Origin of the sequence: Bacillus sp. L381, assembly GCF_030284525.1 — a bacterium.
Classification (GTDB): domain Bacteria; phylum Bacillota; class Bacilli; order Bacillales; family Bacillaceae; genus Bacillus; species Bacillus amyloliquefaciens.
In genome coordinates, this window is the sequence record NZ_CP127224.1 from 1,835,235 (window position 1) to 1,850,893 (window position 15,659).

At 45.9% G+C, this 15,659-nt stretch carries 4 protein-coding genes and 1 pseudogene; all 5 read right to left on the bottom strand.

What is annotated here, in order from left to right:
* Nucleotides 1-41 precede the first annotated feature (41 nt).
* The 5 genes and pseudogenes from QRX25_RS08970 to QRX25_RS08990 all read right to left on the bottom strand — a co-directional run bounded on the left by QRX25_RS08970 (nt 42) and on the right by QRX25_RS08990 (nt 15,645).
* Nucleotides 42-11,990 carry a non-ribosomal peptide synthetase/type I polyketide synthase gene (locus tag QRX25_RS08970; RefSeq protein WP_212101499.1) on the bottom strand — a complete coding sequence of 3,983 codons (11,949 nt, stop codon included), beginning with the start codon at nt 11,988-11,990 and terminating at the stop codon, nt 42-44.
* Nucleotides 11,991-12,009: 19 nt separating this feature from the next.
* Nucleotides 12,010-13,212 (bottom strand): ACP S-malonyltransferase, encoded by a 1,203-nt coding sequence (fabD, locus tag QRX25_RS08975; protein WP_115997477.1) that lies wholly within the window; start codon nt 13,210-13,212, stop codon nt 12,010-12,012.
* Nucleotides 13,213-13,976: 764 nt separating this feature from the next.
* A pseudogene (locus tag QRX25_RS08980) lies at nt 13,977-14,076 on the bottom strand (hypothetical protein); the annotation flags it as partial.
* Nucleotides 14,077-14,190: 114 nt separating this feature from the next.
* Nucleotides 14,191-14,976: a 3-hydroxybutyrate dehydrogenase gene (locus QRX25_RS08985; protein ID WP_065981596.1), complete on the bottom strand. Its 786-nt coding sequence runs from the start codon at nt 14,974-14,976 to the stop codon at nt 14,191-14,193.
* Between the two features lie 12 nt (nt 14,977-14,988).
* A complete protein-coding gene (locus QRX25_RS08990) occupies nt 14,989-15,645 on the bottom strand; it encodes a 3-oxoacid CoA-transferase subunit B (protein ID WP_065981597.1) in 657 nt (218 codons plus the stop codon).
* Between the last annotated feature and the right edge of the window lie 14 nt (nt 15,646-15,659).

Here is a 15,659-nt window from a genome sequence, read left to right on the forward strand (position 1 = left end):
CCTCGTTTTGTATAATTTAAGGAACTAAATATATGCTTTTCCTAAAAGTTCAATTGAATAGAATCCAGCATGTTCTCTTCTTCCTCATCGCCGCCGCTCAATCCGATATGTTCGATTGGAATGCTCGGTTGTTCTAGAATCGCTGATAGGATGTGTAAGTAGTCGTTTGATAAAGCCTCGATTCTGCTTTTCTTAAACAGTTTTTTCGAATATTCAAACAGACCGTGATAGTTGTCTTGGTCTGCCTGAATCGACAAGGTCAGATCGAATTTGGCAACCGGATGATGAAATTGATACGGCTTGAGCTGAAGGGAATCGAATGTCAATTCAGCGTGATCGAGATTTTGCAGCACAAACATCGTATCGAACAAAGGATTGCGGCTTGAATCTTTTGAAAGATGTAAGTGCTGAATCAATTCTTCCAACGGATAATCTTGATTTTTATAGGCATCCAGCATGTTTTCTTTTACTTCGTTTAAGTAGGCATCAAATGTTTTACGGCCCGCCGGGTGATTGCGAATGACTAACGTATTGACGAACATTCCCACGACTGACTCTACATCCAAATGAGTCCGACCGGCAGATGGCGTTCCTACGACAATATCCTCTTGTCCGCTGTATTTGGATAAAAGAATCGTATAGGCTGCCAATAAAATCATATACAGTGTTGCTCCTGTGTTTTCTTCAAGTTGGCTTAAACGTTGTTTCAAGTGTTCCGGTATAACAAATTCAAAGGATTCTCCTTCGTAATCGCGTATATCAGGTCTTTCGTAATCCGCAGGCATTTCCAGTACAGGAATGTCATCACGAAACTGTTCCAGCCAGTATGCTTCCTGGCTCTCGATATTCCGTTTCTGAATGTCAGATTGCTGCCAAACCGCATAGTCTTTATATTGAACAGAAAGCGGCTCCGGTTCGTTCCCCGCGTAAAGCAGGCTTAAATCCTTCATCAGAATATTCACGGACACACCGTCAGAAATGATATGATGCATATCAACCACAAGCACATGCCGCGCAGGTTCAACTTCAATCAGACCGGCCCGCATCAACGGCGGCTTAGCTAAATCAAACGCTTGGATGAAATCAATCACACGGTCTTTCGCTTCTTCTTCGCTAGCTTGAATTCGTTCTATTGTAAATTCGACGTTCTGATGAATACGCTGTGCCGGTTCGCCTTCGTATAATTCAAAGCTGGTCCGCAAAGCTTCATGACGTTCGATTAATTTTTGGAAAGCGGCGTTTAACCGGTCGGGATCGATCGTCCCTTCCACGCTCATGGCACCCGTCATATTGTAAGTCAGCTCGCCACCTTCTGCGTGACTTAACAAATACATGCGCCTTTGAGCTGAAGAAACCGGATAATAGGGCATTTCCTTTGCGGCCGGGATCGGTACATATCGATTTTTGTCCATGTGTAATGCTTTGTCAGCCAATTGTTCAATGGTAGGAAACTTGAATATGTCTTTTAACGTCAGGTTCACATCCAGCTCTTTATGAATTCTTGCAGCTAAGGCCGCCGCACGAATGGAATTTCCTCCGAGATCAAAGAAATTATGTTTGATCCCCGCACGGCTTATTCCGAGCACTTCCTTCCACAAATCTGTCAGTTTGGACTCGACCTCATTGCCCGGCGGAACATATTCAGCTGTCTGCTGCAGACTTGCTTCGGGTGCAGGTAGTGCTTTGCGGTTTATTTTCCCGTTGGACGTTAACGGCATATGCTCCAGACGGACAAAATAGGACGGAACCATGTAGTCCGGGAGCTCAGATGACAATTGTTCCCTAAGCTGCGCAGCCGCTATAGGTTTGTCGCTTACGTAATACGCGCATAATTGTTTTAAGCCGTCTTCTGCTTCTCTGGCTGTAACCGCGGCTTTTTGCACCTCTTCCACGTTATGCATCGCTGCTTCGATCTCACCAAGTTCGATTCGGTGTCCCCTGATTTTGACTTGTTCATCGATGCGGCCCACATACACAAGATTTCCATCCCTCAATCGCTTAGCCAAGTCCCCTGATTTGTACATCTTCGCTCCCGGGATAAACGGGTTTTCAACAAATTTTTCTGCCGTTAAATCCGGGCGATTCCAATACCCTCTGGCAACACCGGGTCCGCTGATATACATTTCACCGATTACCCCGATCGGAACCAGATTTCTGCTTGCATCAGCCACATAAATGTCCGTGTTGGCAGCCGCAGCGCCGATCGGTACAAATTCCCGCTTGTCCCGTTTTGCGTCGTAACGGTAAATCATACATCCGACGACAGTTTCCGTCGGTCCGTACTCATTGAATATGTCCAGCCGTCCTTTAAACTGCTCGCTGACACTTTTGGCCAGACGGGTGCTTAAATTTTCTCCGCCCACAATCATTTTCCGTATTGTGGTGTCACTTGCTATATTCATCTCCTTGATGACGTGCAAATGTGCCGGGGTCAATTTGATCATGTCTATTCTTGAGTCCTGCATAATCGCAGAAAGGACAGCGCTTTTATCTTCTCCGTCGTAGACAATGATGGTATTTCCCGTCACCAGCGGTGTAAAAATCGAAGTCACCGTCAGGTCAAAAGAGATGGAAGAGTATAATGGGAAGTTGGTTTTCTCTCCCCGCACATAAACTTCTTTCGCCCACCAAATATAATTGGCCAGCCCCTGGTGCTCAATGAGTACACCTTTCGGATTGCCGGTCGAACCCGACGTATAGATCATGTAGGCTAAATCATGCGCATCGCTGAACAATTCAAGATTTGAGCGGTCTGCATGATAAGAGTTTTCCTCATCCAGAAGCACAACGTCACCATCATACGGTAATTGAACTTGCAGGCTCTGGTGTGTCAACACAATCTCCGCTTTTGAGTCACTCAGCATATAATGGATACGGTCCTCCGGATATTCAGGATCAATGGGCACGTATGCGCCGCCGGATTTCAGAACAGCCAAAATTCCAACAATCAGCTCGATGCAATGCGGAGAGATGATGGCAACGAATTGATCCGCTTGTATGCCTTTTGTCCGTAACGTCCGCGCCAATTGGTTTGCCCGTTCATTGAGCTGTCTGTACGTATACCGCTCATTGCCGAAAATAACGGCTTCATGATCAGGCCGCTGTTCCGCCTGGATTTCAAACCACCGGGATACCGTTTCGTTATGCGGATACGGCATCTTTGTGTCATTAAACTCCGTCAGCAATTGATACCGTTCGGTTTCAGACAGCATAGGAACGGAAGACAACGTCATCTCCGGCTGCTTCACAAGGCTCTTTAAAATGCTGATATAGTGTTTTGTGATCTGTTCAATGGTTTCTTTTTCAAACTGTCCCGGTTTAAAATCAAAGTGCATCTCGATCTGTTGGCCGGCATCTTCAACCGTCAGCATCAAATCATATAAAGAGACCCCTGGATTTCGTTCTTTCACTTTAAATGTACATTCATCATGCCGGATTTCATGAAATTCAATATTTTGAAACACAAACATTGTGTTAAACAGTGATTTGCCTGTTGTTTCCCGCTGTACATTTAATTTTTCCACCAGCCGGTCGAATGGATAGTCTTGGTTTTCGAAAGCGTCAAGCGTCTGCCGCTTTACTTCTTCCAGATAATCCGTAAACTTTCTATTGGCGAGCGGCTTCGTCCGGATTCCGATAGTTTGAATGAAAATCCCGATGATATTTTCGACATCCGGATGATTTCTTCCTGAAGCAGGCGTGCCTACGACAATATCTTCTTGCCCTGTATATTTATGAAGCAGCACTTTGTAGGCGGCCAGAAGCACCGTATAAAGGGTCGTTCCCGCCTTTTGCGCCAGATCTTGCAGCGAACGGATTACATCCGGCTGTAAGGAGCACGTCACGCGCTGCCCGACGGAAGATCGTTCCGCCGCTTTTGAACCGTCTGTCGGCAGTTGAAGAACCGGAATTTCTTCTTGAAATTGTTCAAGCCAGTATGTCTCCTGCTGCTTCATGGCATCCTCATTCAGCCATTGGTTCTGCCATTCTGCAAAATCTTTATATTCAAATTCAATGTCCGGTAATGGTTTCTGATGATATAAAGCCAGCAATTCATTTGTAAGTATGTTGATGGAATAACCGTCCGAAATGATATGGTGCATATCGATGAGCAGTTCGGCCTGCCCGTTATCAATCTTGATCAGCTCCGCACGGACCAAAGGAGCTTGTTCCAAACGGAACGGTTTTACAAACCGGTCTGCATAGGCATCAAATTCGTCCCGGCTCATTGTCCGGACATGAATGTTAACATCAACTTCGTTTTCAAGTTTCTGGACAATTTCGCCATCAGAAATGTCAAAATACGTGCGAAACGCTTCATGCCGCTGCATGACTTGCTGAAGAGAAGAAATCAGGGCTTGCTCATCGTATTGCCCTATAATTGATATTTGGCCGAACATATTCTGAGCCAATTGATCGGGTTCCATTTGGTGAAGGAAATATACTCTTTGCTGCGCCGGTGATGTCGGGTAATGCGCTTTTTTCTCAGCCGCCTTCATCGGGAGGTGCATGACTTTCTTTTCATTCTGAATGAAGCTTGCTAATTCCTTAACAGTCTGGTGATTGAAAAATTGTCCGATGGAAACCTTTTGATGAAATGTCTTCTGAACTTTGGAAAGCATAAGCGTCGCTTGGAGTGAGTTTCCTCCCAATGCCAGGAAGCGATCTGATCTGCCAACCCGGTCAAGGCCGAAAAGTTCCTCCCAAATCTGCGCCAGCTGCCGCTCCGTTTCATTTGCCGGCGCCTCGTAGGCGTCAGCGAAGTTTGCCGTATTGCTGACTATTGAAGAGACCCGCTTTTGATGATCGGCATACAGTTGCTGTAAATCATGCTGTTCCTCATCGGAAAACATCATCAAGGCGTCAAGAGGGACTGAATCCCCCTCCACCATTTTTTGCAGTAATTTCGTAAAGCCTACTCCCCACTTTTGCATGATCTCCGGACTGATGACATTCGTATTAAAGTCGAAATCTAGAACATATTCTTGGTCCACATCCGTTGCATTAAGAAATAGATCATATGAAATGCATTTCATAGGGTAAGCAACGAGCTCGGCTTCCGCCTTTCCGAAATGAAGCTTTCGAAAAGGCCTGTCCAAATTAAAAATAATACGCATTTCCGGCACTTGATCGTGCGGAAGTTCTCTGGCTATCAGTGTCATCGGAACGGCCTGATGAAGCATTGCATGATTCACGCTTTCTTTCATACTGCCAAGATAACCGGCTAAGGTGTTTTCTGAAGAAGATGTGTTCTTCACCGGAATCATATTGACGCAATTTCCAATCAGATCATGCTGTTTCATATGTGATTGACCGGCTGTAGGGATTCCGATCACAAGACCGGACTGTTTGGTAAGCTGGTGCAGAAAAAGATGAAATGCGCCCAGCATCGTGACAAATACGCTATTTTTCCTCCGAATGCTTAATGACTTTAAAGCCTCGCTTAAAGGCCGCCCAAGCCTGACGGTGAACCGGTCACCCTCATACCCGTTCGGAAAACGGGCAGAAGCGATGCTCGGCAGGACTGCCTGCTGTATCGGTTCAGAGAAATGGTGACGCCAATAACGGACTCCTTCTTCATAACGGCCGCTGTCAATCTGCGCCTGCTGCCAGTCTAAATATTGGCGAAATGAAGCAGCGGCCGCTTTCGGGGGAATCGGTTTTCCTTCTGCAATTGCCGCATAGTTGCTCTCCAGCTCTTGAACAAAGACAGCAATTGACCATCCGTCGGCAATGATATGATGGAATGTAAGCACAATCAGATGTTCGTCTTGAGCCGATGTAAGCACATGGATTCTAAACAAAGGCTTTTGTTCTTGGAAATGAAACGGCCGCTTGGCATCTTCTGTCAGCCATTTCTGAATTTCCGTCTCCCGTTGCTCTTCCGGGTAACCGGTAAAATCAATGACAGGAATTTCTGCATTTATCCGTTCCTGCACTTGCTGTACTTCGTCATCAACATGAATCACCGTACGTAAAGCCTCATGGCGGCCGACGATATGCCGGACTGCTTGTTTTAAGAGCGTATGCTGCAGTTTGCCCTTCACTTTCAGCATAATGGACTGGTTTAAAGCCGCAGAAGCGTCATTCCCATAATGTGATGCCAGAACCAATTGTTTTTGTTCAGGTGAAAGCTCGTGTATTCCGGATTTGTTATGGCCTCCGTCATCAGGGGAATCCGGGCCTCCCGGAATAAATCCGCCTCGACGAAGATCTTTCACCGTGTCTTTAACGGCTTGAATGATGTTTTCAATATCATCCGCGGTATGCGCCGCGGACAAGAAGCAGTTGCGTCCTTCCCATACATAGACCCCTTTATAGTTAAGGTGGTAAAAGAACAAGTCGTTATCAAGCGATGAGACAAACCGGAATAAAGAACCGAATCGAACCATGCGGATAGGCACTTCCGATTGTTCAAAGCAGCGATTTAGCTGATCGACCAGATAGGCTGTTTTTTGATTTAACTGCTCATACAGATGTTCTCCCTCGGTTTGTAAATGGCGAAGCACGGCTAATGACATTCTCATGGTAAGCGGGTGAGTATTGAAGGTGCCGGCCACAAAGGTGCGTTTCGCCTCGTCTTGCGGATAGGAATCATCCCCATACTGCCAGGTTCCTCCGTCGATCGCATTCATGAACTCAGCTTTTCCGGCAACAATCCCTAACGGCTGTCCGCCTCCGATGATTTTTCCGTAGGTCACTAAATCGGCTTGAATGCCGAACCATTCCTGGGCGCCGCCGAGACCGATCCGAAATCCCGTAATAATTTCATCCATAATCAGAGCTGTCCCAGATTGCTGTGTGATCGCCCGCAGTTCTTTCAGAAATGCTTCCGGCTGCAAATCCGGTCTGCGGCTTTGTACCGGTTCCACCAGTACGGCGGCCAATTCATCCCCGAGACTGCGGATCACGTCCAGCGAATCTGGATTGTTGTAATGCAAAATAATCAAATCATCCATAAAGCTCTGCAGTATGCCCGGAGCCAGCGGATTCGCAGACGCAGCCCCGCCTTTTGTGCTCGCAACTCCCAATACGCCGTCAAACGTCCCGTGATAAGAGCCCGAGAACGCCACAACTTTCTTTCTTCCTGTTGCCGCCCTTGCCAATCGCAGGGCAACCATGACGGCCTCTGTTCCGGAATTATAGAAAGCGACCCTTTCTACGCCAGTGCATGTGCGGATTCGGTCGGCAACTTCCCCGGCGACATCCGACATCGGGCCGAGCGGAGGCAGGGATGAGCGGGTTGAATCATCGATTACCTGTGTAATAAAGGATGGATGATGCCCGAAAAGGTTAACTCCGAATCCCATGGTGATATCGATATATTCGTTTCCGTCAATATCCCACATCTTGGAGCCGTCAGAACGTTCGGCGATAATCGGGTACACGATTTCCTTCCAATATGAACGGAAGCTGGACAAATTGCGGTTGTTTGCATGAGCAAATCGGGTTTTGTCCGTATATTGTTTGGAACCTTTCGTTTTGTCTGCGTATTTCCTGATGAAATCTTCTAAATATTGTCTTTGCTGTGTGGTATAGTGTCCCTGTTCATGCAGACTCTGAGGCTGAAAAGGAACATAGGGTTTCACTTCTTGAGTCAATTTCTTTTCTCCGGCAGCAACAGGAGGTCCCTGCTCGACAGAAGGAATTGATTTTTCTTGCGCTTTAGCGTATTCTTTCTCATCGGAATGATGTCCGCTGGTTCTCAGCAAATTAAAGCTATTTAATTGAGCCTGTAAGGTATCCTGAATTAATTGATTCTGAGAAGCGATTATTTTTTCAAGCATATGCTCTTGACGGTCTTCTCTGTGCTCTGATTCAGGCTGCGCTTCTGAAATGACCGGTTTTTCCCGCGCCGGAACATTCTCTTGAGGCGGAGCGGATGCAAAGGATGTTGGAGCGGTCTCAGCCAAGTAATCTATGACACTTTGAAGGTTGTTCATCGTATCAAAAAAACGATCCATCGGGATGTCTACCCCAAATTCGTCCGCGATGGCCTTTTTGACCTGTGACAGCATGATGGAATCCATTCCGAGCCCGATAAAATGGGCATTCAGATCGATTTCATCCGCTCTGATCCCCGAAGCATTACTGATTACAGTTTTCAGGAAGGATTCAATATGCGCCTTCGATTGATTGATATTCAATACTGCTTCTCCTCTCTCTTCTCCCTCGTTTACGCGCAAAGGGGCAGCTTCAGCCCAGCAGCGATTCCGTTCAAACGGATACAAAGGCAATGGCGTTTTTTGTACGGTTTCACCGGAATAAAATGCGCGCCAATCTATAACGGCTCCTTGCACAAATAATTCGGCGGCTCGATTCAGCCGTGTGATTTGTTCATCCTGTGTACGTGTACGCCGCTCGGCCAGATCAGCGGCTTGTTTATTCAGCTCTTCTTTTTGAGCAGGCAGCATTTCCTTCATATTCTTGTAACCAACGTATACTCCGGGGATATTTCTGTCTCCCTGAACCAGGCAGGTCAGCTTATCAGATAACTCTTGCTTACTGGATACAATCATGGCCATCCCATGATCCAAATGAGCCCTGCCCGTACTGGCTGTATAGCAAATGGACTTCAATGAAGCTTGGCTGTCATCCGATACATATTGCCGGTACTGCTGTGCGAGCTCATAGAGTGAACTTTCTGTTTGAGCAGACAAAACAAAGAGGTGCGGCTCATTTTCGTCCTCGGGAGCATACTCACTTTGAGCAGTATATTCTTCCAGCACCACATGCGCATTCGTTCCGCTAAAACCAAACGAGCTGATTCCGCCCCGCAGAGGTCCGTCACCAGATGTGAACTCTGCAGCTTCCTGATTTACATAAAAAGGTGAAGAGTGAAAGTGAATGAGCGGATTAGGTTCGTTAAAGTGAGCTAACGGCGGGTTTTTCTTATGATTCAGCATGAGGACAGATTTGATCAGCCCTACGATGCCTGCCGCTTCAAACAAATGACCGATGTTCGATTTAACAGAACCAATCGCACAAAATTGTTTTTTTGCCGTATGCTTTTCAAACGCTTTACAAAGTCCGTTAAATTCAACCGGATCGCCGAGTTTAGTCCCGGTGCCATGCGCTTCGATGAAAGACAGCGTTTCAGGAGCAACGCCCGCGTCTTTCCAGGCCGTCTCAATGACCTCAGTCTGAGCTGCCGGATTCGGGGCGGTAATCCCGGCGGTTGTTCCGTCTTGATTCATCGCGCTTCCCTTGATCACGCCGTAAATATGGTCTCCGTCGCGAACCGCATCCTGCAAAGGTTTTAACAGGACTGCAGCCGCCCCTTCCCCTGTGCCCGTGCCGTCTGAATCTTTGCTGAACGTTTTGGTGTACCCGTCCGAAGATTCCATATCAAGCCCGATACAGATCGGCAGGAGAGATGTCCGGACACCTCCGGCAATAGCCATTTCACATTCGCCGGAAATGATAGATTTGCATGCCATATGAACGGCGGCAAGCGATGAAGAGCAGGCCGTATCAACTGTGACCGCCGGCCCTTTTAAATTTAAGAAATAAGCGATCCGGCTGGCTAACACGGAAGGAAGATTGCCTACAATATATTGATGAAGTTCCTCCGGATAACTCGCAGAAAGGAGGCGTTCATAATCGTAGCCCACCTTCGAATACCCTGCATATACCCCGACCTGACTCCCGTTCATACTGTCGCCGGCATAGCCCGCATCTTCAATCGCATGCCATGCAGACTGTAAAAACAGTCTTTGATTAGGGTCCATAAACTGAGCCGTTTTAGGAGCTAACCCGAAGAACGAATAATCAAATCGGTCGATTTCATCTAAATAGCCGCCCTTAACAAACTGATTCTCATTGAAATCGCTTTGGATGGACTTTAAATAATCCGCCGCATCTTTCATCCGAGATGCAGGGTATTCTCGAATGCTGTGCTCCCCTTTTTCAAGCAGATTCCAAAAATCACTTTTAGTCGCTGCTCCCGGAACATTGAGCGACATCCCGATAATGGCGATATCTTTCGAAGAAACATGGTTTGGCTCCTCTGTCACATCAGGCTTGATTTCAGCACGGCTTTCAGACAGATATGCCGCTAAATTAGTGATAGAAGGATACGTAAAGAGGTCGGAAACGGCAAGCTCGCGTCCGAATTTCTGTTCTATGCGCTCGGCAATCTGCGATAACTGTAAAGAATTTGCGCCCATATCAAAATAACTATCAGTAAGGTGAACCTTTTTCCCGTCCAGCACTTCGGAAAAGATAGACAGCAATTCCGTTTCTATCTGATGAATGGGTGTCTGTCCTGATTTTTCCGGGCTGCCCTCCAAAAATTCATTGATGGCGGCAGACTCTATCGAGAATTCCCCTGCCTCATACTGTCTGGCCAGTTCATATCGCTTCACTTTTCCGCTGGTTGTTTTTGGAAGCTTTCGGATCGGAAGGACTTCTTTTATGCTCCAGCCGCCCCGCTGGTATAAATGCTTTTTGATCTCTTTGACAAGCGGCGCAAATTTTTCAGGTGATTTTTTGAAAACAACAAAGAGCACGATTTCTCCGCTTCGCGTATTTTGATCATATACACCGCAGGCGGCAACCCTTCCTAAGTCAACCTCTTCCAGTTCAATCGCAACCCGTTCAATATCGTGAGGGTAGATATTTTTTCCGTTCACGAAAATAATGTCCTTTTCTCTTCCGGTTACGACTAAGTTGCCACTTTCACTAATGAATCCGAGGTCTCCCGTTTTTATCCAGCCGTCAGAAGTCAGTGCTCTGTCCGTACTTTCGGGGTTGTTATAATACCCTTGAGTCACGTTGTCTCCTTTGATATGGATATGGCCGATGATTCCGTCTTCTAATCTTTCATTTGCTTCGTCGGAGATTCGAATCTGACAATAGTCAATGGGTTGTCCCACTTCGACGAATGAAGCGCAATTTTGGTCCTCTTTGCTGACTTTTACAGCTTTTTCGCCGAGGTTTAAATGATCGCGATGCAGATAAACGGGAACGAATTCTTCTCCTGTTTTAGAGAACGTTGCGCCGACCGACGCTTCCGCTAAACCGTAAACATTCAAAATGGCGGATCTTTTCATATTGAATGCTGCGCATCTTGTTAAAAATTCGTCACAGAGCTCCGGCAATATCGGTTCTGCACCGTTTGCGATGACTCTGATGTGGGATAAATCCCAGTCTGGTTCGTTTTTCAGAAATTTAAGGAAGTAGTTGTATCCGAAATTAGGAGAGGATAGAATACTGCATTTATGTTCATGAGCTTTTTTCATCCAAAGAATAGGTCTGCGAATAAATAATTCTGTAGGCATTAAATTTTGATTGGTACCCACTAAGAAGGGAACAAGGTGGCAGGCGATGAGCCCCATATCATGCGTTAAGGGCATCCAAGATAAGAAAGAGTCTTTTGAGTCAATGGACAGAGCATTTCGAATGGCGCACGTATTATGTATTAAGTTATGATGCGTTAACATGACTCCTTTTGGATCTCCTGTCGATCCTGAAGAAAATTGGATAAAAGCCAGTTCATCCGCTTCAGGTTCATAAAACGAAGCGGGGTAATCGTAGGTTTGATCTTGAATAATGTCAGATTTCTCGTTTAATTGATGATGGAAATCCTGTAAATCGTGTTCTGCAGCGTATTTTTTTATTTTGTCCAATACTTTTTCAGAGGCAACCAGAAACGGATGATTTAATATATTCCAAATCCGCCAGACCTTCAGCTTATGGTCATCATCTTCTCCGATACTGACCGGTACCGGGATCATTCCCCCTAATAAACAAGCCCAAAAAGCAACGACAAATGATTTGTTTTCCTGGATTTGAAATACAATTTCCTGCTTCGGCTGAATGCCGATATGCTGTAAATAGCCAAGAAACCCTTGCGCCTCTTCAAACAATTGGCGATAAGAGACAACTGTCTCGTTTTTATCGGATTCGATAAAACGGATTCCGCGATCAGAAATATTGCTTCTTTCCCGAATGACATCGACTAAGGTTTGGAATTGACTGGTATACATAGGTCCCCTCCTGGGCGCTTTATTTTAAAATCCGCAATTGTTCCCAAGCCGGAAGCTGTTTAGCCTCGCAAATTAATTTGCACAAATGGATCGAATGTTCGAGCTCTTGTTCTGAAAGCTCATCTTCATTTCTTTCCATTCTCTTTTTCAGCTCTTGGATTTGCGTAAATAATCGCGTCGTCATGTTGGAATAAGCCAATGAATCCTTGTTGTAATTTCGCGAAATGACGGATTGAATCATCAATTTATTCAGTTGTTTTTTTCGTAAATGGACAATGTTTTTATTTCTTTCCGCTGAATTCGACAGCTGGTGAACATCAGATGTCTGTCCTAAAGGGTAAGGTGCAATATGATTCGTTATTTTTTTCAGCAGACTGCCTAAAACATTCTTTGGGCCCATTTCGATAACTTCCGTGACTCCGTGTAAAAGCAAGTAATGCATCGATTCCGCCCATCTTACCGGCATCGTCATGTGCTGCTTGAGATGTTCGTTGACCGAATTTCCGGTGCTGTAAGGCCGTGCGGTGACATTCGAAATAATCGGCCATGCCGCATCCCGGAAGGAATACTGGTGTAATACGGTCTGGAATTGTTCGGATGCCGATCGTATCATCGAACTGTGAAAAGGCGCGCTGACATTCAAATAAGTGTATTCAGCTCCCTTTTCCTCCGCCATCCTGATGACACGTTCCACAGCTTTCCGGTGTCCGGAAATCACATGCTGCTGATCTGAATTCATACAGGCTACACCTGCCGGAAAGTCTTCCGTCGACACTTTCGAACATATTTCTTGCAATGTTTGGAGAGAGAGATGCGTCACGGCGGCCATTGTCCCCTGCTGCTGAGGATCCGCATTTTGCATAAGAATACCCCGCCGCCTTACAAGTGTAACGGCATCATGAAAAGAAAGGGCCCCACTGCAGACAAGCGCTGAGTATTCTCCTAAGCTATGACCTGCAAGAAAGCGCGGCTTAACCCCTATTTCCTGCATATACACTTGAAAAGCAATCACACTGACTGTTAAAATAGCGGGCTGCGCATTCATTGTCTTTGTCAATTCATTCATATCACCATTAAAACACAGCTTTTTTAAATCCAAGGAGATCGCATCGCTCGCTTCTTCAAATAATCTCTTTGCAAGCGCAAAATCATCCCAAAAATGTTTGCCCATTCCTACAAATTGAGACCCTTGTCCAGGAAATAAAAAGGCAAGATTGTTCATGAGCTCCCTCCGATCGCATTGAACAGGGATCCAATATCATACAATATATCCCTTTATCTAACATCCTAGCATGATTATAACAAAGGTGTATAGAATACTTTCGAAGGAGTTATTGTTCGATTTTACAAACGAACTGGTTACAATTATTCATAAAATATAAAATGGGGCTGACACTGAAAAAACAGTCTTAAAAAGAGGTGATAAGAGCCAGAATGGAAGCCGGTTACCGACTCTTCTTCACTTAGTGCCGCCCTTGATGCTGCTTATTTTTTAGGTCTATTGGCATAATTGTGTCAGAAATTACATATTTTATGTTTATTGTAAAAATTCATTTGTATATCTGTGAAGGATTGTAAACTGATGCGCTTTGATGCGCAAGGAATGGATCTGGATGAGGAAAATTTGTAAGGATGAAACGCGACGCAGAATATATGGATGATCTGCCCGGATACCGATTGCCGCAGTAAATCGGCCCATCACATTGCTGAATACGAGCTGCATCATCATAAGAGGAATTTATCGTAGAAGCAAAATGTTTTTGGTTGAGTCTTGCTGGAGGCTCATATGGAATCATGACGCGGAACTTATCAATCTATTAAATTCCGGTTATTTCTTCTGCTTATCGTAAGGCATTTCGTTATCATTCCGTAAATTCCTTTCGAAAACCGTCATATGTTGTCATCTTGTTTATCACGAAACCGCTTTATCATAAATTCCGTTTTTTTTCCTCGCGTCGGTAATCGCTCTTCAGCCGTTTCTGAAAATCAGGTCACGGGAGCGGGATTGAACAGACATAAATCATTGTGAATCCGCCCATGGTTTTTTGCGGCCGCTGGCGATATCAAGCACCATTCGGAAGATTTCAATGTCATTATTTTCAGACTCTTCATTTTTAATTTGTTATCCTTGTGTGAACAAGGGTTTAAGGCACAAAAAAACAGCCATTCAGTGCGGCTGTTTTTTCAAAACGTATACGAACTATTGAGCGGTATACCCTCCGTCCATGACGACGGCCTGACCGGTGACGCCTTTTGCTTTGTCGCTGGCCAAAAACACGGCGTAATCAGCGATTTCCTTCACTGACAGCAGCCGTTTTTGGGGAACGAGCGGGAAGATGACGTCCTCCAGAACACGTTCATACGGCACATTTCTTGTATCAGAAATGTCCTTCAGCTGATTGTGGACGAGCTGTGTGTCAACATACCCGGGACAGAGGGCATTGACAGTAATGCCGTCAGCCGCGCCTTCAAGCGCGCCGACTTTCGTTAAGCCGATGACGCCATGTTTGGCGCTGTTATATGCGGCTTTTCCGTAAAAACCGATCAGCCCATTGACAGACGCCATATTTATGATTCGTCCGAATTGCTGTTTTTTCATGACGGGAAATGCATGTTTCATGGCGATAAATGGCGCAGTCAGCATGACACGGATGAGCCGTTCAAATTGTTCCGCGGGAAATGCCTCAATGGGGGCGATATGCTGAATGCCTGCGTTATTCACGAGAATATCGAGACGCCCGAATTCTGTCACGGCTTTTTGAATCATATCGGCCGTTTGCTTTTCATCGGTTACATCACACGTGATGCTTCTGGCATGAGCGCCTTCTTCATTGAGTTTTGCAGCGGCTTCTTTTCCCGCCTGTTCATTGACATCCGCTATGATTACGGCGGCTCCTTCACGGGTGAATTCTTGAGCGATTTCAAATCCGATTCCTCTGGCTGCTCCTGTCACTACAGCCGCTTTGTCTTTCAGCAATGTGTCCATGATAATGCCTCCTTATTTCCGCCCGGATGTTAATGCTTCACTGACAGTGAAACGGCCTTCTGTTTTCTCAATGACTTCCTCTAATGCCGCGCCTTCCTGCAATTCTGTCAGCATCATGCGGCCTTGGTGAAAATCGAACACCGCCAAATCTGTTATCAGCCGATGGACGACTTGTCTGCCGGTCAGAGGCAGAGTGCATTCCGATTTAACCTTAGATTCACCGAATTTATTTACGTGTTCCATGATGACAACGATCCGTTTTGCTCCGTGAACCAAGTCCATAGCCCCGCCCATTCCTTTGATCATTTTTCCGGGTATCATCCAGTTGGCCAAGTCCCCTTTTTCGGATACTTCCATACCGCCGAGGATCGCGACATCTATATGGCCCCCGCGAATCATAGCAAACGATTCGGCACTGTCAAAATACGAGGCTCCTTTAACTTCGGTGATGGTTTCTTTGCCGGCGTTAATGAGATCCGGGTCCTCCGCTCCCGCAAGAGGATAAGGGCCGATTCCGAGCAAGCCGTTCTCCGACTGAAGCAGCACGTTATAATCTTCCGGTATTTCATTTGCGACAAGCGTCGGCATGCCGATTCCTAAATTCACATTCATTCCGTCCTTAATCTCTTTTACTGCCCGTGCGATCATTCGTTTTCTGCCATCTTTCATTTGATCAGCTCCTT